Here is an 18808-nt window from a genome sequence, read left to right as displayed (position 1 = left end):
CGGCCAACTTCGCATGAACGGCGCCACCATCACCGGTATCGATCTTACGGCCAGTCTGACCCTGGGGGTCGGTTTGGGATATTGCCCCCGCGCCATGGCCGAGCTCTTGCCCCATGCCGAGGCCGGCATGGTCGAGGGTCTGGCATCACTTCACCAGGGCGAGGCCGATCATGGCGACCCGTGACCTTGCGATCCGTTTGAGCCTGACCAATGCCGAGGCGGTGAAGGCCGCCCTGGTGGAGTTGGGCGATCGCGGCCAGGGTGCGCTGAAGTTGATCGAGGCCGCCTCAGATCGGGCTGGTGCCTCGTCGGCCAAGTTTGAATCCACCATCCGCAGGCTCAAGGAGAGCCTCGATCCAGCGATCCGTGCTCAGGCCGACATGGCCCGTGGCCAGGACATGCTGGCCGAAGCACTCAAACGGGGCACCCTCAGCGGCGACGAGCACGGCCGCTTCCTGAAACTGCTGAAGGACCGCTGCGCTGAGGCCAGTGGCGCCGTCACTACCATGGGCAACGCCCATGGCATGGCCACCTGGCAGATCCAGGCGGTCAGTCATTCGGTGCGCGCCTCGGCTGAGATGCTGATGGCCGGACAAAGTCCGATCCGCACCTTCGCCATGGAGGGCATGCGCCTCACCTCGGTGTTCGGGGCCGGCAGCTTGGCCATCATCGGTTGGGGTGCCGCCGTCGCCGCTCTGGCCGCGCCGGTGGCGCTGGGCCTTGCCCATCTGATGAAGATGGAGGACGAGGCCCGCCGTCTGTCGGTGGCGCTCAAAGCCATGGGGGATTCCGCTCGGCTCTCGGTGGGCGACCTCAAATCGGTCATCACCAGTTCCAGTCAGAAGGGACCATTCAGTCGCGACGACGCCGTCGCCATGGTCCAAGCGCTGCTGAAAAACAGCCAACTGGGTGGCGATACCTTCCGGCGCGTCGCAGGATTGGCCGGAGACTTTGCCGCCGCCTCCGGCCAGGACATGGCCAAAGGCGCCGAGCAATTGGCCGAGGCGGTGACCAAGGGCTATGAGGGGGTGAAGCGCTTCGACGAGCAGTGGAACCTGCTCACCGCATCCGAACTCGCCAACATCCGCACTCTGTTCGAGCATGGACAGAAGGTCGAGGCGGTCACCCTGTTACTCGATAAGGCCAACACCCGCTTCAAGGGACTGGCCGAGGAAGGCATGGGAAGTGCGGCCAAGGCGGCCCATGATCTGGGCCTGGCCTGGGAACATCTGCTCGAGACCCTGTCTCATACCGGCATAGTTCAGGGTGCCCGTGATGCGCTGACCTCCCTGGTCACCGAGGCGGCGGCGCTGCTGGGCAACCAGGACGCCCAGGTCACCAGCCTGAAGAGCAAGATTGCTGATCTGGAGACGCTTCGCAAAGCTGTCGCCACCGATTTCGCCCGCGGCAATGTCGATCGCCAACTGGCCGAGGCCAAGGCCGAATTGGCCCGTATCGAGGAGGAACGCCGTACCGGGGTCTCTATCGCCAAGGACGGCAAGAGCCTGTCGGCCCCCATGCCGCCGGCGCCGGTTCCGGTGGTGTCGCCCGAAGCTGAAGCCAATGACGCGCTGGAGCGTGACCGCAAGAAGCTGGTCGATCTCCAGGCGGAATATAGCAAGACCGCCGCCGCCATGCGGTTGCCCCAAGCCCAGCGTGAACTGGCCCTGGTGGCGATCCGCGCTGAGGATGAGGCGATCAAACTCAACCTCGGCAGCCAGGGGGCCGCCGAACTGATGACGCTCCGCTTGGGAGAAGCCAAACTCAAGCTGGCGGCAGCCACTCGCGACACGATTGCCAACATGCTGCGTGAGGTGGCGGCCACCGATCTGCTCACCGCCGCCATCGGCAAGGGCTATGACGCCAAACTGGCGGCGCAGAAACAGGCATTCGTCGATGCCGAGGCCCGCAAGAACCCGTTCGCCGATCGCACGGCACTGGGCAACGCATTCGACGCTAAGGCCGAGGCCGAGCGCCGCAATCGCGAGGCCTCCACCGCCCACGACCTTGATCGCCAGATCGAGGCCGAGCGGCGTCTGGCCGATGCCCGTATGCGGGGAGCGGAAGCCGCCCGTCAGGAAGGTATCGCCAGTGAAGCGGCTCGCCGGCATGAGGATGAAGGCCTCGACGAGGCGGCCTTGCGCACCCGGCTCCAGGCACTCGACGCCGAGCGCCAGCGCCAGGATCTGCTGGCCAAGGCCAAGTCGCTCAATCCGGCCCTGACCTATCAGGAGGAAATCGACGCCATCGAGCGTCTGCGCCAATCCAAGGAAGGCGCCCTGGTCACCGAGCAGCAATATTCTCACGCCACTGAGGACGCTGTGCTGCGTCGCCTGTCGGCGGAGAAGGACTGGGTGTCTGGAGCGGAACGGGCCTTGATCAGCTATCGCCGTTCCATCGAGGATTCGGCCACCGCCATGGAACAGGGCCTCACGCGGGCGCTCAAATCCACCGAGGACGCCTTCGTCAAATGGGCCACCACCGGCAAGCTGTCAGCCACTGACCTGTTCAATACCATCGCCGAGGAGGCGGTGCGGGCCGCCTATCGCATGGCCATCGTGGCGCCTTTGTTCGGCGCCGCGGGGGCCGGGAGTGGCCTGTTCGGCGGATTGCTGAGTGGCCTCGGCGGCCTTTTCTCAAAAAGTGGCGGCAGCACCGGTGGGTCCGTCCCAGTCCCAGATACCGGGAACTTCGCCATCGCCCACACGGGAGGCCTGATCGGCTTCGATCGTCTGGAAACCCGATCCTTCAACCCATCCGTATTTGCCAATGCACCCCGGTTTCATGGCGGCGGGCTGGTCGGGGGCGAACGGCCCATCGTCGCCAAGGTGGGCGAAGGGGTGTTCACGCCCAAGCAGATGGACAATGCCGACCGCATACTGAATGCCGCCATGTCACAGCCGAGCATCGGCGTGGTGGTGAACGTCAACAACAACGCCTCCGGCACGCAAGCGCGGGCTGAGCAATCGCAAGGCCCCGATGGCCGCATCCACCTGGATGTGATCGTCGAGGAACTGGAGGGGCGGATGACGCGCCGCATTGGTCGGGGTGAGGGAATGGCTCCCATGCTGGAGCACCGTTATGGGCTCAACCCGGCCGCCGGGGCTTATCGATGACCACCACCATCTCCTGGCCCGCCCGACTGCCATTGCCCACCTTCGAAGGCACATCGCTGGAACAGCAGGATTCCTGCCTGCGCACCGAAATGGAAGCCGGCCCGGCTCGACAGCGGCGGCGGTTCACCCAGGCGCCGACCCGCATGCCGGTACGCTGGCGGTTCAGAGACGTGGACTTCGCCACCTTCGAAGCCTGGTTCAAGCTCAAGGTTGGCAGCGGCGCCAACTGGTTCAGCATAGCCCTGCTTGGAGGGATCGGCCTCGCCACCCATGAGGCCCGTTTCCTCGGCCAAGGGGGCGTCCCTTACAAGGCGGTCCCAAACCGGGGCGGGGTTTGGATCGTCACCTCAGTGTTGGAGATCCGTGAGCGCCCCATGCTCGATGACGGAGCCCTGGAGATTCTGCTCGTCGAGGATGTGCCAGCACTGTTCAGCAATATCGCCGCCCTGCATTCCACCTTGCATGTCGATTTGACCGACAGCATTCGCTGGTGATCCCCCATGACCCTGCAAACTGACCTGTCAGCCGCCGTTGCGAAAGTAACGGTGGACAGTTCCTTGCTACACAAGGTGGTGCATGGCCCTGCCAGCGGTGCCGATAGTCAAGTCGTCACCGAAGGAGGGACGGTCAAGACCGTGGCCCGTGCCGTCGCCGATGCGGAGGACACCCTTCACCGTGAAATTGGTGAACTCAGCACGGTCCTCACCTCGGCGAAAGAAGCCGGGACTACCGCGGCGCAATTCGCAGCCGTCGCCAGCGTAAAGGCCGAGGAAGTTACAGAGGCGTTGGGCAAAGCCAATGCCCTGGTCAATCAGGCAGAAGCGGAAATCCGCACCGTCGCGTCGGCAGCCGAAGCCGATATCGGCGGCTTGCTGGCCTACGCCGAGGCGGAAGCTCAGTCCCGCGTCGATGAGGCCAGTGCTGCGGTAACCCAGGCCGAAGCTGCAGCCGCTGAGGCCCGAGCCCATTGCCGTCGTTTCTCACTTCCCATCGAAGACGTTGCCCGACGGGCTTTGGTGGCAGACGAAAGGCGCCTGGCCAGCACTCGAGATACCCTGAACCTCTTTTCCTGCTTTGCCGACGAGGCCGGGCGTTCAGAGACCGCGGCCAAGGCCAGCGCCGATGAGGCGGCACAGCATGCCGGTGCCGCGGCGCTACAGGTTGCAGCAGTCACTGAGGCTGCAGAGACTGCGCGGAGCGAAGTTGGCGATGCGATCCATCAGGCCGAAACGGCTCTGGGTGCAATGGTGGCCGAGGTCCAAGAAGAGATCGCCGATGCCAAAACCGCCATTGTGTCCACGGCCACTTCCGTCGAAGGGCGCATCACCGCGACAGCCACCGCTTTTGCAACTGAAGCCCAGTCGCTGTCGATTGAGACAACAGGCCGGGTCACAGCCGCTGTCGCTGAAGCAGAAGGTGCTGCGTCTCAGGCCAGTGTTTATGCCTCCCGCTTTGCATTGCCCATTGAGGCGATGGCCCGCCGCACCTTGGGAGCCGATGCCAGGCGGTTAGCCGACACGCGCCACACCCTGATTTTGTTCACGGCATTTGCCGACGAGGCCGGACGCTCAGAGGCTGCCGCAAAGGCCAGTGCTGACATGGCCGCACATCACGCCGGCAGTGCTGCGGACCAAGTCACTGTGGCGCAGCAAGCCGCCACCGCCGCCCAGGCTCGCCTGACCGAGGTAAACACGCTGGTGACCCAGGCCGACACCAGATTACGTGATCTGGCCGCTGAGATCAAAACAGCAGCCGATGACGGCAAAGTGGCACTCAGCGCCGCAGGGGCAACCGTCGAAGATCGGATCGCGGCAGCGGCGGCGGGCTTCGAGACGGATGTCCAGGCATTGGCGGCAACGACCGCCGACCAGATCAATGCCGCCGTCACCCATGTCGCTCGCTTTGCCATACCCATCGAACGGATCGCTCGCGCTGCGCTCGACACCGAATATCGCAGGATTGTGGCCGCCCGCGATGACCTGCTCCGCTTCACCACCATCCTCCAGGGGTGACATTTATGCCCACGCTACAGGAACGCATCGACCAGTTCTTCGCAGATCCCTTGGCCGATGTGGAGGCTCAACGCCGCGCCCTCGATGCCCTGGTGACGGTTCCCGATGTTGATGCCCGTGATGCCATTCCCCCGGCTAACAGGCCCCTCAATCTGTGGGTGAAGGTCGAGGCACCCGAGGGGTTGTATCGATGGGATGGAGCGGCCTGGGAGCCGTTTTCGCCCCTCGACGCATTGCTTCCGGCACCGGTGTGCCGCCGCAAGCCCACCGATGCCGGTGAGTTGCTGGAAGATATGGCCCTGTTGGGTATCGACGTCATGTGACCGCTGGCCTCGGCCCGCCCTTCTTCCGAACCAGTTTTGATCCGATGGCCCTGGGCAATTGCCTGGGAGCCAGGGTTTTCCACGCGCACAAAAGGAGAGCGCCTTGTCTATTGCATCCCTCCGCAGTCTGATCGAAACGATCAAAGGTCGTGGCCTGACCCTGGCCGCCGCTTCCGGTGAGGACGGGGCTTCAGCCCGTGACCTCGTCTATCTCGCCAAGTCCGTCGAGGCCATGGTGGGGGCGGATGCTCTGCTGGGGCTAATCGACGAATCGGCCCGACCGGCCGAGATTGTCATCGTCGCCTCCCCAGGCACCGCCACCATCACCCTGGCTGAAGATCAGGTGGCCCGCGACATCCTGGTGCTCCGCCCCGACCAGGGCTCTTACACGGCACCGTTCGTTAATGTCGTGACGCCGGCCCGTGGATGGGCTGCGGTGATCGATAACGAATTGTCGGTGCCGGTGAGGATCAAGACTCCGAGCCAAACCACCTACGCGGAAATCGCTCCCACCAAGCGTGGCTGGTTGTTCTGCGATGGCGGCATCGTCGATTTCGTGATCGATCTGCAGGGTCTGGCGGCGGCGGCGACCTCCCCGCTGACCACCCGTGGCGATCTTTTTGCCCGTGGTGCCGCCGGCAATGTGCGCGTTCCGCTGGGCCAGCCTCGCCAGATCCTGTCGGTCACGGACGATGGCCTTGATCCGCTATGGCGCTGGTCAGACGGCCGCCCCAGTTCCCGCGTGAAGTACCTGATGAACGACTACATCGCTCGTGATGATAGCGACACGGTCGTGGGCTCCGGTCCGACGGCGCTGGCGGGCCTGATCACCGATGCGGTCAATTTCCCCAACCACGTTGGTCAGGGGATCTACGATGCCGATTTTGCTGCAGGGATGACCTCTGCCTATCGCGGCTACGCCGGCATCTTCACTGAAGGCACGGCGTTCATCGCCGGCAATGCCAATAGCGGCCGCAATGGCGACCCCACCGGCAATCCTTGGCCGACCGTTCTGCCGGGCCTGTATCGCACCAACACCGAAGGCCATCTCGTTACCGAGACCACCCCCGGCAAGATCAAACAGGTACTCTGTACCTACGGTTGGACCGGTTTCGTGACCGACGACGGCTCAGTCTATTGCTCAGGCTATGGTGCCCACGGCCAGCAAGGTGACGGCACCACCTCATCCAAGGCCTTCTTCCAGAAGATCGCGTTCCCGGCCGGTGCCGGCAATGTCCGCTACCTTGCTTGCAGCCATACTCCCGGAGGCCCTGGTGATGCCGAGGCCATCTACGCCCTGATGGACAATGGCGATGTTTATGCCTGGGGCTATAACGGCTACGGGCAACTGGGATTGGGTGACACCAACAACCGGGCGGTCCCGACCAAAATCGGCATGTTCAATCGCAATGTCCGCGCCGTCATCGCTGGCGGCGGGTCCTACGGCCATGTCGCCTTCATCACCACCGACAACAAGCTCTATCTCTGCGGCTACAACGGCTCGGGCCAGATCGGCGACGGCACCACCTCCAACAAGACGATCCCGGTTCTGGTCGATGTTGGCGGTCCGGTGGTCAAGGTGGCCATGGGCGGTTCCTTCTCCGGCTACGGTTGGACCCTGGTGCTGCGCGCCGACGGCAAACTCTACGGCATGGGCTACAACGGCTATGGCCAGTTGGGCGACAATTCGTCGACCAACCGGGCAACGCCGATCCTCGTCACCATGCTGGGCCTGACCGATGCCACCAAGGTGATCGATATCTGGGCCGTCTGCGGGATGTTCGGCTCCTCCTTTGCTATGACCAAGGACGGCTCTTTCTGGTCCTGGGGCGCCAACACCAACGGCAAACTCGGCCTGGGCGATACCGCCAACCGTGTCGCGCCCACCTTGGTGCCCAATGTCACCCATGTGTCCCAGGTGATTTCGCCCACCACAGGGATCAACGCCACCTACATCTACGACAATATCGTCCTGCTGCGTCATGCCACGGCTGCCGATCGCATCGCCCGCGTCAACGGCTACGTCATGACCGTGGGCTACGGTACCAGCTTCATTGCCGGCCCTAATATTCCCAACCCGCAAATGTCCTTCCGCATGGTGGGCTTCCCCAATCGCTACCACGGCAAGATCCGCCGCATCGCCGTGTCCGGTTTCCATCAAGGCAACGACGGCGAGCCCCAGGCCATGGCGCTGGCCATGGACGGCACCGTCTTCTCATGGGGGCCGAGCAACACCTTCTCGCTCGGCCTTCCTGAGAACCAGAGTTCCAATGCCCCCCTGCGCGTGCGGTTCTGATCGGAGGAAATCATCATGAAGGTCTATGCCTACACCCCCGCAAACGGCCTCAACTGGGAACCGGCTGCGCAATACGAATCCCTCGGCCAGTGCAGCGGTAAGCACTACTTCGCCATTCCTGATGACGAGGAGATCCCGGAACAGCCTGCGGAGATTGGCTTTGCCCCAGTCACGGACGTTGCGGAGCTCCGCCATGTGCTGGCCACGGCCCCGTACTTCTTCCGCTGGAAGGGGACTGCCGATCTGACCACAGAAGCGGCCAAAGTCGGCATCGTCTTGGAGTAATCGGCCATGGCGCTGGAACAGTCACCCGACGTATGGGCCGGCGTAGCTACTCAGTACGTCGGGGCCTGGGGCCAGGCGGCTCCCATGGTGCAGATGACCGCCATTGCGGCGACGGTCTTGGTGGTCGCCATTATCGCATGGGCCTGGGCACATAACCGCCAACAGCCGGAACCCTTGGATTCCGGGGTTCCGGTCAATGCCTTCGCCCATGTGGTGGAGGAGCAGGCACGCCAGACGGAAGCCTTGCGTTCTGCCGTGGAGGGCCTTTCCGAGGTCGTCCACGAGATGCGCAAACTGCTTGAGGCGCGGACCTTCTGTCCTTTCCCGGCGCCCCGCTGCGGGGATGACGGCAATGCCTGATCCTGCTCTTTCCCAGGCATTGCGCGAGGCCTTTGCCGCTGCGCCGACCAATACGGTGATCCTGCACACCCTGGAAATCTGGCACCCAACTTTCAGCGAGCCGATCCGGGTGGTGCGGGACCATGCAGATCTCACCGCCCGCCTGGAAGCCGGGGCGCCACGAGGCGGTGGCCAGAAGGTTACTTTCATCGCGCTGGCCTTTGATCTCGACCTGCCTCCGGTGGATACCGCGCCGGTGCCGGAGATCACCGTCACCATGGACAATGTCGGCCAGGAGATCGTCGATGCCCTGGAGGCCGCAGCCATCAGCCAGGACAAGATCGACATTATCTATCGACCCTTCCTCTCGACCGATCTGGAGGGGCCGCACATGGACCCGCCCATCACCCTGACACTCGCCGAGGTCGAGGCCGACACACTGCGCGTCACTGGCCGCGCCCGCATGTTGGATGTCGGCAACAAGGCATTCCCCTCCATCACCTATACCGCCAAGCGGTTTCCTGGCTTGGCACGTTAGGAGCACGACCAATGCATTGGGCCACCGCCCTCATTGGCCTGCCGTGGTCTGTCCATGGCAGAGGGCCAGACACGTTCAATTGCTGGGAATTCGTCCGCACCGTTCAACGGAACCAGTATGGCCGGGAATTGCCCGAGATTGGCAACCCAGAAGACCTTCTGGCGATGGGGCGGATCTTCCGTGATCACCCCGAGCGGCAACGCTGGCCCAAGGCACTTGATCCCATGGAGGGTGACTGCGTCCTACTACGTCAGTCACGCCATCCCATCCATGTCGGGGTCTGGCTCGACGTGGATGGCGGCGGGGTTCTGCATTGCAGCCAGGGTTCCGGGGTGATTTTCCAGCACCCTGACGCCCTTCGGCTCAATGGCTGGGCCATCGAAGGCCATTACCGGTTCATCGGTGACACATGACCGCCTCCGTCATCATCATCGCCAACCCGTTTGAACCGGTGGCCAGTCGCAGCGTCCATGCAATTGTTGCCGGGGTGACGGTTGGGGAATTGCTGCTGGATTGTGGCATTGATCCCGACCGCTGGGCAGACGGCCCCGAGATCCGGATCAACGGGAATGTGGTCGCAGCAGAGATATTTGCCGTCCGGGTGATCGGTGAAGACGAGATCATCTCCATCATTCGCTGGCCATTGGGTGGCGGGGGTGGCGGTGGCGGTGGCAAGAACCCACTCAGCACCATCCTGACCATTGCCGTCCTGGTGGCGTCCATCTACCTGGGCCCAGTGGCAGCCGTGGCCATGGGCTTTGCCGAGGCCGGGACCGCAGCCGCCATGGCCACCGCTGCCATCGCCATGGTCGGTTCGGTACTGGTCAATACCGTAATCCCGGCTCCCAAACCCTCAATGCCGTCCCTCAACTGGGGCGGCAGTGGCAGCACACCGGCGCCCAGTCCAACCTACAGCTTGCAGGCCCAAGGCAATCAAGCTCGCCTGGGTCAGCCGATCCCGGTGATTTATGGCCGCCATATGATCTATCCGGACCTGGCCGCTGAGCCTTATCAGGATTACGTCAACGGCGAGCAATTCCTCTACCAGCTTCATGTCATCGGTCAGGGCGAGTACGCCATAGAGCAGGTCCGCATTGAGGACACGCCGATCACTTCCTTCGAGGAAGTGCAGACCGAGATCGTGCCCCCCGGGCGCTCTGTCACCTTGTTCCCGACCGAAGTGGTTTCTGCGCCTGAAGTGGCTGGCCAGGAACTGGTGGCCCCCAACCTGGTGCAGGCCGGTGACGATGGCTATATCGGCCCCTTTGCCGCCAACCCGGTGGATACCATGGCCAACGCGCTGGCCGTCGACATCATCTTCCCCCGCGGCCTGTACTACGCCAACGACAGCGGGACGCTGACCACGCGCACGGCCCAGTGGCAAATCGAGACCTGCCCCATCGACAGTGATGGGATTGCAATCGGCGGATGGTCGGTGCTGGCTTCGGAAACCTATAGCGCGGCCAGCAACACCGCTATCCGGATGTCCTACCGTTATCCGGTTGCCGCCGGCCGTTACGAGGTCCGATCCAGACGCCTCGACAACAAGGACACTGATGCTCGAGCAGGGCATGAGGTGCGTTGGGGGGCTCTTCGGGCCATCCTGACTGACCGGCCGGATTTCGGTGCAGTCACCTTGCTGGCGGTAAAAATGCGGGCCACCGATAATCTTAGCCAGCGTTCGAGCCGGCTCATCAACTGCATCGTGACCCGAAAGCTACCGATTTGGTCTGCTACGACAGGCTGGTCCCAGCCTCAGCCGACGCGATCCATTGCCTGGGCATTTGCTGACGCCTGCAAGGCTGATTATGGAGCAAAGCTGGCTGATAGCAGGATCAGCCTCAGAACCTTGGCTGTGCTGGAGGCCGTCTGGCTGTCCCGCGGCGACACCTTCGATGGCGTCTTCGATTCCAACATGAGCGTCTGGGAGGCCTTCACCCGCATCGCCCGCTGCGGTCGGGCCATTCCCATCCAGCAGGGCGGCATCATCCGCGTCATCCGCGATCAACCTCAGACCATCCCGGTTGCCATGTTCGGGCCGCGCAACATCGTCAAGGGCTCGTTCAAGATCAAATACGTCATGCCGGGCGACGACACCGCCGATGCGGTGACGGTGGAGTATTTCTCATCGCGTACCTGGAAGCCCGATGAGGTCACCGCCAAGCTGGCCGACAGCAGTGGCGACAATCCGGCCAAGGTCAATCTGTTCGGCTGCACCGCCAAGGAACATGCCCAACGGGAAGGTCTCTACATTGCCGCCAACAATCGCTACCGCCGCCGTCTGATCACCTTCCGCACCGAATTGGAAGGCATGATCCCCACCTACGGCGATCTGGTTGCCATCACCCACGACATGCCCCGCTGGGGGCAGGGCGGCGAGGTGATTGGTTGCCAGGGCGACGTGTTGGTGTTGTCCGAGCCCTTGGTCTGTGTAGACGGGGCCACTCACTACCTTGCCCTTCGCCGCCGTGACGGCGGTTTGGCGGGCCCGTTCCGGGTCCAGGCTGTGCCGGGCGAAGCCACATTGGTGCGCGTCCTCGATCCCCTGACCGTCACGCCCTATACCGGCGGCTCCGAGGAGCGGACGTATTTCAGTTTCGGTCCCGGCCAGGCTTGGGCGCAGACCGCCCGCATCATTGCCATTCGCCCCCGTGCCGAGCAGGTGGAAATCTCCGCCGTCGCAGAGGATTCCCGCGTTCACATCAATTAGGAGCCGGCAGCCATGCTGACCCGCGAAATTCTTCGCGCCTCCATTCCGGGGGCGTCCTCGGTCGATCTCGACCTGTTTCTAGCTCCCCTTGTCCATGCCTGCGCGGAGTGGGGGATCGATAGCTCCATCAGGCTGGCGGCATTCCTCGCCCAAATCGCCCATGAGAGCGACGACCTCGCTTGCAGGGTCGAGAACCTGAATTATTCCGCCGGGGCTCTGCTGCGGGTCTTTCCTCGCCATTTTGATGCCACCCAGGCGGCGGCCTTCGCTCACCATCCCGATCGCATTGGGGCTCGGGTCTATGCCGACCGCATGGGCAATGGCGATGAGGCCAGTGGCGACGGTTGGCGCTATCGGGGCCGCGGCCTGATCCAGTTGACTGGGCGATCCAATTACACGGCGGCCTGCCTTGCCCTTGGTGCCGATCTCATCGGCCAGCCGGAATTGCTGGAACAGCCCGTCCTCGCGGCTCGGTCAGCAGGATGGTTCTGGCGCAGGAACAACCTCAATGCCTTTGCCGATCAAGGCGACGTCATCTCGATCACCCGCCGCATCAATGGTGGCCTGATCGGCATCGAAGACCGCCAACACCGCTATGCTCAAGCCTGTGCGGCTTTGGGCGTCACAATGACGGAGGCTTAGCCATGAACCTTCTGGATGTCCTTGGTGATGCCGCCGCCATTGCCGCCAATCCCATCGCGGGCCTGGCCAAGGTGGCACTGGATGTGGCTCCGGACATTGCCGGACTGTTTGGCGACGATGCCGAGAAGGCCGTCAACAAACTGGCCGGCGCGGTCAGATCCATCACCGGCACCGATGATCCCGACAAGGCGCGAGAGGCGCTGTCCGATCCCAACTTGGTGTACCAACTGCGGAACCAAGCTCAGGCGTTTGCCCATGAAGAGCGTATGGCTCAGATCACGGGGGCGATCACGACGCTCACGTCAACGCTGGCGGATCGCCAGGACGCCCGGTCGCGGGACACCGAGTTCATCAAAGCGGGCCGCAGCAATATCCGCTCCAACGTTCTGCTGATCACCGCGGGGCTGGGCATCGTCGGTGGGATCGGCTTCATGGTATTTGGCCATGTGGACGGGAACACCGCCGTCGGAGGCTGCATTATCTCCGTCGTCACTCTGCTGGCCGGGAAGTTCGGAACGGCGTTCGATTTTGAATTCGGCGGATCTGCGGATTCGGAGCAGACCCGGAATCTGTTGGCGCAGGCACCGCCAATCGGCAAATAGAACTGATCGGATTTTGAACTGAAGCGGCCGACTGGGGGCAACCCTGGTCGGTCGCTTTCATCGTTTGTGGGGGGATACAACCCACCGACAGGCTGCTACCATCCCGTCATGAGAAAAGAGGACGAAGAACGCGTCGCCGCCAGGCTGGCTAAGGTCATGGCCATGATGTGCGTGCGCAACACCAAGTTGGAGGATATCCATGCCGGCGTGGTCCCCGTCACGAAGACGGGGGACTATTCCGACGTGGTCGTCCTGGATGCAGAGGGGCGTAAAATTCCTTGGCTTGAGGTCTCCCACATTGATGACTCCCAGATGCGGGACCTGATGAAGGAGATTGTCGATCGGTTGTACACGTTCCACATGCGGTTCGACGATCCAGAGTTCCAGGCAAAGATTGACCGCTGGGAAGCCGTCGCCGCGAAATGGGATCAGCCTGAGTTGAAAGTGAGCGGTGTGGAGCCGTAGCAGATTTTTGGATAATTTGCTTGCTGAACAGGGCGCGATCAATCAATGACCGGATAATACGGCGCTCCCCAAGGTTCTCCAGGATTGTCCATCATGATGTCTGCGAAAAGCGGCAGCAGGAATCCCATAATGGCCGCGCCGTCCGTCACTTGGGCTCGGTTCACTGAACTGTTCCAAGTGGCGCCCCCATGGACCAATTGGTTGCGCAACACATAAAGGCGGTCGAACAGCGTCGTCAAGATGACCTTGGTATCGTGCTCGCCAACAGCCTTCTTGAGTTTCCGCCTGCTCTTGGTAAACCGTTCTTCCCAGTCATCAAAGCCGGGGACCTGGTTATGATGGCTCCAGAAAGGCTGGTAGACGTACTTGTTATCCAATAGGACACGGATTGGGCCTGAGAAGCGCCGCCAAATGGCATCATAGATACGTTGTCCGCTGTCCAGGGCAATGACCCTCTCGAAATAGTCCGTAAAGCTGCTGCGTTCGCTGGCCAGGTCGGCATCACCTCGGTCCTCGGCATAGGCTGCGTTGAAGGCCACCCACAGGAAGATGAATCTGGCGTCTTGATCATCCCCGGACATTTCAGCCCGTAGCAGCCAACTCAACGCCCGGTGGACGCGCAATCCTAGATTGGTCGGGAAGCCGTTCCGCAGTTCGCGCTGCTTCGCTTTAAGTGCCTCGAATGTCAGTGCCTGGCCCACGACCGTCATCCCCCTCGGTTAGCATCCCAGAAGGAATGTTAGCCGATTCCGTGAGTGCTGGCTTCCCCAAGTCGTGGTCACCGCTCACCACCCATCAGATTCTCCAAACGGCCCAGAGTGGTGGCAGGCCCCATAGGCGCTGAAGGCAAGTCTGGATACGGCGGATGCCGCGCTTGAAGAACGACATCATGCTTCGGATGACGTTCTTGGGCTGGTTTGGCCTGTCTTTTTTTCGTCGGGTGATGCCGCATGGACGGCCGCCCACATCCCAGTGGAGACCGCCCAGAACAGGGCGAGCGCCATCACCATGATGAGACGATCCATCCGGTCAGCGCGCTGAATATGGCTGTCTTCCAGCCCGAAACCCCTGGTCTTGAAGTCGGAGAACATGGCCTCGATACCCCAGCGCAGGCCGTAATCGAAGGCGCGATGGACGGTCGGGGCTTCGGACAAGGCAATAATCCACGGCTCCGGATGGCCCGCTTCATGAACCATGGCGACGTTGGTCGGCACCCGTTTCCCGGTCAACTCGACGCCGGTCAGCATGCGCTCGCCGCGCGCGAAGCACTCGGCCAAGGTGCTTTCGCCGCCGTCTTCGAAGACCAGAAGATCCTGCTTCAGCCGCAAGCGCCAATCCCAGCTCTGCGTCCGGCACCAGGCAATCAGGTCGGGGCTGCCGTAGAACCGGTCGCCCATCAGCACCGGACGCACGCCCTCGGGCAACAGCCCCGCCACGACCTCAAGGGCTTCGCGCTGTTCGGCAAAACCAATCGCCCCTTGCGTCTTCTTGACCCGCCACGCCAGGGGCAAAGATCGTTCGCCGACACGGACGGCCACCACGACCGCCTGCTGCACCTCGTTCGCCTGGGTCTGGTCGATGATCAACACCAACCGCCGCCCGTCTCCCACCAGACGCCCCAGAATGTCCCGAACGTAAGGAGCCATCACCTCGTCGACATCGATCAGCGCGTTGCCCAACACGCGGCTGATCCATTGGTAACGCATGTCCAGCCGCTCGGCCTGTCGAGGCAACGACGCCGCCACGTCCATCAGGTTGGCGCTGCGAACATCAAGCATCGTCGCAGCCAGAAGCGCCAGACCTTCCCGTTGCTTCTTGTTCTGCCGGGGAAGCCGCACACGCATGTCCTCGCAGATCGTCTCCGCGATAACTTCGATCCCACCCTTCATCGCTCCTCCGCCCCCATGAAATCCGGCGGACTCTTCGAATCACACGTCGATTCTTCAGGTCAAGGAAATTTGATGGGTGGTGAGGTGGTCACCGATAGACGCCCGAATGCCTGACATGCTCATCCTGTTACTGACCGATACCCCATTGGTACGCATGGCAAAGGGTATCAACCAGCCTCATATCCCTGACGCTGCCACAGGTAACCTCGAGCAGTCTGGGACTGGCCACCACGATGGCCAGACACTGGGCTCGCGAGACAGCAACGTTCAGGCGGTTCCGACTGAATAGGAACTCGATGTCTCGCGGCAAGTCATCGCCACTCGAGGTCGTCATCGAGACGATTGCGACGACGGCTTCCTGGCCCTGGAACTTGTCGACTGTACCGACCCGGGCGCCATCGGGCAAAGCGTCCCGGATGGTGTTGACCTGCACGTTGTAGGGCGCCACGACGAGCACGTCCTCGGGGGTGATGGAGCGCTCGACGCCATGGCGGTCTCGCCACCGCTGGCCCAATAGGTTGTGCCAGATGGCCTTGATGGTCTCCGCTTCCTCGGGGCAACGCTGGCTGCGGCCGACATGGTCGATAGGGAGGAAACGAAGCCCGGCAGATGCCAGTACCGCATGAGCACTGTTGTCCAGCAGCAATGCCTGCTGTGCTGTCGAAGGATGGCTGTGCAGGCGCCCTTCGTAGATGGCGTCAGAAATCCATCTGCAAACGGCAGGGTGCATGCGCCAGCTAACGTCCAGAAAGATGCCGCGGTCTGGTGGCACAGTTGCGGCCCCCTGGAGCAAGTGGTCCAGGGCATTGGCGCCAGATTCACCGGGATGGACACCTTGGACCGGCTGCCCAAGTTGCTGCTGGTCACCGACCAGAACGATGTTGCGCGCGGCCGTACCCATTGCGACCAAGTGCCCTAACGCCACCTGACCAGCTTCGTCGATGAACAGGTAGTCGATAGTTTGCTCGAACTCCTCGCGGGCGAACATCCAGGCCGTTCCGGCGATTAGCTGAGTGCCGGTCAGCACCTCGGCGTTGTCATAGACATCCCGGATCATGCTGCCGCCGAAGGCGTTCTCTTCGTCGGTCGACTTCTTGATGCCGCTGAAGATGAAACCGCGTTCCTTGGCAGCTTTCTCGATCCCAGCCAGGAGGTTGTTGATGGCTTTGTGGGAGTTGGAGGCAACGCCAATTGTCTTGCCCCGGCGCATCATCTCCACGATGACATGGCTTGAGGTATAGGTCTTGCCTGTGCCGGGCGGCCCCTGGATGAACAGGTGACTGTTGTCCATTGCGCCCACGGCAGTTATGGCCGCATCGACCAGACCCTGTCCCTCGACGACCAGTGGCTGACCGGGAGCATAGTCTGTCAGGTACGGGGGGGCGCGACGCAGGATGCGTTCGACGGCGAGGAACTTGCCACTGCCGTCAGCGACGCTGTCGGCAAATCTCCTGATGGCTCCGCGCAGGACCTTGTTTGCGATAGGGCTTTCAGGGCCGATGTTGAGCGTCTGAGGCAGCGGGCCCTTTCTGACGGCCCGCTTCAGCACCAAGACACCCCTGTCCATGTCCAGGCGCTCGACAGTTCCGACCCGCTCCAGTGTATCGACGGCAAGCGGCTTGCCTCCTTTGCGCAGCTTCGTCTCCTGGGGTGGGAAATGGTAGGTGTGGACCAGCGACTGCTTCTCCTTCACCGGCTCGTCCTGCAAGCGCAGGCCGCCCAGGCACTCAGTGTCGTCGATTAGTTCGTTCTCTTCGCGGTCCTGACGGTCGAACAGCGCCCACCAGCCTGGCTTGGCTTCTCGGCGGTGGAATTCGACTAGGTCGGCGACCAACTGACGGAACGGCCGCTCGACTTCAGACACGTCGGTCAGCAACCGGGCTTCGATAGCCAGCCGTTCAGTTTCCGCCTCGGCCTGCCGGGCCAGCGTCTCCTCATCAGGGGCGACATCGGCAGGGTCAAACCACGTCGTCTCGGCCGGGCGAATGGACAGCAGCCAGTCGCGCAGCAATGCAGTAGAACGGCAATCGATGGCGTTATAATGCTCGATGTCATCGAGGGTCTGCTGGTCCGGGGTGGCACGCCATTTTTCGTAGGCGACAATGCTGTCAGCCGCCGTCGCCACATCGCCATCGCGCTTCCCCATGTAGAAGTGCTCGATGTTCTTCAGGCTATAGCGTGGCTCACTGACAAGGAGCCCTTCGCGGACCACCTTGAGCAGGTCGACAAACTTTTGGTGCCGGAGCAGGTCATCGACCACGGCCTCCCGGGTAGCATGGGCCATGGCCAGCCGACGGACGGCCGTAATTTCATAGTGATTGTAGTGGTAGATGTGTGCGTCTGGGTGCTGGGCCAAATGCTCGGTGACGAAATCCAGGAAGTCCTCCAGGGCCTTCTTCTCGCCCGCGCGGTCATGCCCCCAGAACGCCAGGAACTTACCGGTTTCCGGGTGCCCAACGTGGACACCGAACAGGTATTCCAACCCTCCAGGGTAAAGCGGATCGCCCTCCATGTCGAAGAACAGATCAACTTCAGCGGGTCGAGGCATGCGAGCGAAGCCGCGGCCAGCAGGAGCGGGGAGCAACTCGTAAAGATGCTGGTCGTTGCCGCGCACGGCCACCTGCAGTCGAGCCTGTGCCCTCAGTCGTCTCAGGATGTCAGGGTTCATACCGGGCACACACTGGTCGTCGGGAAACTCGGCCAACTCGGTCACCGTGTTCACCCCGGCCACTAGGAGCTTCTCTCGCTGGGTCGAACGGATGTTGGCCACCAGGGAGAGGTGGTCGGTTGCCACCCACTCGGCCTTGCAGCGATCTCGCCACTGGCACATGCCGCAATGGGCACAGGGCTCGGCCAAGGTTGCGCCGCGATCTGCGTTATCAGCTAGGAATGCCTCTAGGCGGCGTTGGGCGTGGCCAATATAGTGGACATAATCTCCTGGTCGCAGTGTCTCGATGTTGCCGTTGCCCAGGCAGATTGACATGCGGGTCGGGGCGCGGCCCTGCACTGCAGCGATCAGGTTGCTGTAGATGGAAAGCTGAACGGCATACTTGGCCGACATGCTTGTACTGAGTTTGGTGTCAGCGACGTCATAGGACCAGCCGCCCAGTGCCGACGGCACAGGGGACCGTTCCAGGAAGTCCGCAAATCCATGCCAGCATCCGTCGTGCAGCGCCGCTTGGTAGATTACCTCGTCGCCCCGGCGCATGGCTTCCAGGGTCATCTGGACCCGTTCCGGCAGCTTGGCGTGATCGGAAATGATTGCCACAAGACGGCCTTCGTTTTTCAGCTTGGCCAGATACGCCTGCTCGTGGGCGATGCCCTTCTGCTGTAGGAACTCCAGCGTTGCGTCCGGCGCAGCAGTCTCCAGGTTCTCGTCCAGGGCGCGGTAATCCAGCGCGCTGGCATGGCGGCAGCCCAGGAAAGTGGTCAGGTCACCGGAGGAGAGGAGCAGATCGTCGTTGAAGCGTCTCATTGGTATTCCTGTCCATGGTCATGCGCCAGAAATGCCGCAATGCCGCCGCGCTGTGATCCATCATCATCTCCGGTTTTCAATATCATCGGGGCGATTGATGACCAAACTGGTCACTC

The 18808-nt window shown here is 62.4% G+C and carries 17 protein-coding genes; 14 read left to right on the top strand and 3 right to left on the bottom strand.

The genetic code is table 11. From position 1 onward, the window contains the following. Positions 1 to 13 precede the first annotated feature (13 nt). From CCC_RS19485 to CCC_RS19420, 14 genes are all read left to right on the top strand, one after another. The gene (locus CCC_RS19485; RefSeq protein ID WP_009870308.1) at positions 14 to 184 is read left to right on the top strand and encodes a DUF7697 family protein; all 171 of its coding nucleotides are present in this window, start codon (positions 14 to 16) and stop codon (positions 182 to 184) included. Next, positions 171 to 3116: a phage tail tape measure C-terminal domain-containing protein gene (locus CCC_RS19480; protein ID WP_009870307.1), complete on the top strand. Its 2946-nt coding sequence runs from the start codon at positions 171 to 173 to the stop codon at positions 3114 to 3116. The genes CCC_RS19485 and CCC_RS19480 overlap by 14 nt, the downstream gene beginning before the upstream one ends. After that, positions 3113 to 3610, top strand: a complete 498-nt coding sequence (locus tag CCC_RS19475) for a hypothetical protein (protein WP_009870306.1) — start codon at positions 3113 to 3115, stop codon at positions 3608 to 3610. Before CCC_RS19480 ends, CCC_RS19475 begins: the two co-directional genes overlap by 4 nt. A 6-nt stretch (positions 3611 to 3616) precedes the next feature. Further along, positions 3617 to 5128, top strand: a complete 1512-nt coding sequence (locus CCC_RS21385; RefSeq protein WP_052473376.1) for a hypothetical protein — start codon at positions 3617 to 3619, stop codon at positions 5126 to 5128. A gap of 5 nt (positions 5129 to 5133) precedes the next feature. Then, positions 5134 to 5451, top strand: coding sequence for a hypothetical protein (locus tag CCC_RS19465; protein WP_009870303.1), 318 nt, complete (start codon positions 5134 to 5136; stop codon positions 5449 to 5451). Positions 5452 to 5554: 103 nt separating this feature from the next. After that, positions 5555 to 7747 carry an RCC1 domain-containing protein gene (locus tag CCC_RS19460; RefSeq protein ID WP_041042757.1) on the top strand — a complete coding sequence of 731 codons (2193 nt, stop codon included), beginning with the start codon at positions 5555 to 5557 and terminating at the stop codon, positions 7745 to 7747. Between the two features lie 15 nt (positions 7748 to 7762). Then, on the top strand, positions 7763 to 8032 hold the full coding sequence (locus CCC_RS19455) for a hypothetical protein (protein WP_009870300.1): 270 nt from the start codon (positions 7763 to 7765) through the stop codon (positions 8030 to 8032). Positions 8033 to 8038: 6 nt separating this feature from the next. Then, positions 8039 to 8392, top strand: coding sequence for a hypothetical protein (locus CCC_RS19450; protein WP_009870299.1), 354 nt, complete (start codon positions 8039 to 8041; stop codon positions 8390 to 8392). Further along, complete coding sequence (locus CCC_RS19445; RefSeq protein ID WP_041042755.1) at positions 8385 to 8909, top strand: DUF1833 family protein; 525 nt, start codon at positions 8385 to 8387, stop codon at positions 8907 to 8909. The genes CCC_RS19450 and CCC_RS19445 overlap by 8 nt, the downstream gene beginning before the upstream one ends. A gap of 11 nt (positions 8910 to 8920) precedes the next feature. Next, a complete protein-coding gene (locus CCC_RS19440; protein ID WP_041042753.1) occupies positions 8921 to 9322 on the top strand; it encodes an NlpC/P60 family protein in 402 nt (133 codons plus the stop codon). Continuing rightward, positions 9319 to 11619, top strand: coding sequence for a host specificity factor TipJ family phage tail protein (locus tag CCC_RS19435; protein WP_041042751.1), 2301 nt, complete (start codon positions 9319 to 9321; stop codon positions 11617 to 11619). The genes CCC_RS19440 and CCC_RS19435 overlap by 4 nt, the downstream gene beginning before the upstream one ends. 12 nt (positions 11620 to 11631) lie before the next feature. Then, positions 11632 to 12261 carry a glycoside hydrolase family 19 protein gene (locus CCC_RS19430; protein ID WP_009870296.1) on the top strand — a complete coding sequence of 210 codons (630 nt, stop codon included), beginning with the start codon at positions 11632 to 11634 and terminating at the stop codon, positions 12259 to 12261. 2 nt (positions 12262 to 12263) lie between these two features. Beyond that, complete coding sequence (locus tag CCC_RS19425) at positions 12264 to 12863, top strand: hypothetical protein (RefSeq protein ID WP_009870295.1); 600 nt, start codon at positions 12264 to 12266, stop codon at positions 12861 to 12863. 108 nt (positions 12864 to 12971) lie between these two features. After that, a complete protein-coding gene (locus CCC_RS19420; RefSeq protein ID WP_009870294.1) occupies positions 12972 to 13328 on the top strand; it encodes a hypothetical protein in 357 nt (118 codons plus the stop codon). Positions 13329 to 13366: 38 nt separating this feature from the next. Here CCC_RS19420 and CCC_RS19415 read toward each other — a convergent pair whose 3' ends face one another. From CCC_RS19415 to CCC_RS19405, 3 genes are all read right to left on the bottom strand, one after another. Further along, positions 13367 to 14029 (bottom strand): HEPN domain-containing protein, encoded by a 663-nt coding sequence (locus CCC_RS19415; protein WP_201773319.1) that lies wholly within the window; start codon positions 14027 to 14029, stop codon positions 13367 to 13369. Between the two features lie 186 nt (positions 14030 to 14215). Further along, complete coding sequence (locus CCC_RS19410; RefSeq protein ID WP_009870292.1) at positions 14216 to 15217, bottom strand: IS4-like element ISMmg3 family transposase; 1002 nt, start codon at positions 15215 to 15217, stop codon at positions 14216 to 14218. A gap of 127 nt (positions 15218 to 15344) precedes the next feature. Next, positions 15345 to 18692: a TM0106 family RecB-like putative nuclease gene (locus tag CCC_RS19405; protein ID WP_009870291.1), complete on the bottom strand. Its 3348-nt coding sequence runs from the start codon at positions 18690 to 18692 to the stop codon at positions 15345 to 15347. Positions 18693 to 18808: the final 116 nt, after the last annotated feature.

Source organism: Paramagnetospirillum magnetotacticum MS-1 (assembly GCF_000829825.1).
GTDB classification, from domain to species: Bacteria; Pseudomonadota; Alphaproteobacteria; order Rhodospirillales; family Magnetospirillaceae; genus Phaeospirillum; species Phaeospirillum magnetotacticum.
This window is presented reverse-complemented; position numbering and strand designations above follow the sequence as displayed.

Excerpts from the sequence above, each read along its gene's own strand:
- CCC_RS19445 (WP_041042755.1), top strand. The coding sequence starts at position 8,385 with ATGCCTGATCCTGCTCTTTCCCAGGCATTGCGCGAGGCCTTTGCCGCT.
- CCC_RS19465 (WP_009870303.1), top strand. The coding sequence starts at position 5,134 with ATGCCCACGCTACAGGAACGCATCGACCAGTTCTTCGCAGATCCCTTG.
- CCC_RS19430 (WP_009870296.1), top strand. The coding sequence starts at position 11,632 with ATGCTGACCCGCGAAATTCTTCGCGCCTCCATTCCGGGGGCGTCCTCG.
- CCC_RS19410 (WP_009870292.1), bottom strand. The coding sequence starts at position 15,217 with ATGAAGGGTGGGATCGAAGTTATCGCGGAGACGATCTGCGAGGACATG.
- CCC_RS19485 (WP_009870308.1), top strand. The coding sequence starts at position 14 with ATGAACGGCGCCACCATCACCGGTATCGATCTTACGGCCAGTCTGACC.
- CCC_RS19440 (WP_041042753.1), top strand. The coding sequence starts at position 8,921 with ATGCATTGGGCCACCGCCCTCATTGGCCTGCCGTGGTCTGTCCATGGC.
- CCC_RS19425 (WP_009870295.1), top strand. The coding sequence starts at position 12,264 with ATGAACCTTCTGGATGTCCTTGGTGATGCCGCCGCCATTGCCGCCAAT.
- CCC_RS19475 (WP_009870306.1), top strand. The coding sequence starts at position 3,113 with ATGACCACCACCATCTCCTGGCCCGCCCGACTGCCATTGCCCACCTTC.
- CCC_RS19480 (WP_009870307.1), top strand. The coding sequence starts at position 171 with ATGGCGACCCGTGACCTTGCGATCCGTTTGAGCCTGACCAATGCCGAG.
- CCC_RS19450 (WP_009870299.1), top strand. The coding sequence starts at position 8,039 with ATGGCGCTGGAACAGTCACCCGACGTATGGGCCGGCGTAGCTACTCAG.
- CCC_RS19420 (WP_009870294.1), top strand. The coding sequence starts at position 12,972 with ATGAGAAAAGAGGACGAAGAACGCGTCGCCGCCAGGCTGGCTAAGGTC.
- CCC_RS19435 (WP_041042751.1), top strand. The coding sequence starts at position 9,319 with ATGACCGCCTCCGTCATCATCATCGCCAACCCGTTTGAACCGGTGGCC.
- CCC_RS19405 (WP_009870291.1), bottom strand. The coding sequence starts at position 18,692 with ATGAGACGCTTCAACGACGATCTGCTCCTCTCCTCCGGTGACCTGACC.
- CCC_RS19455 (WP_009870300.1), top strand. The coding sequence starts at position 7,763 with ATGAAGGTCTATGCCTACACCCCCGCAAACGGCCTCAACTGGGAACCG.
- CCC_RS21385 (WP_052473376.1), top strand. The coding sequence starts at position 3,617 with ATGACCCTGCAAACTGACCTGTCAGCCGCCGTTGCGAAAGTAACGGTG.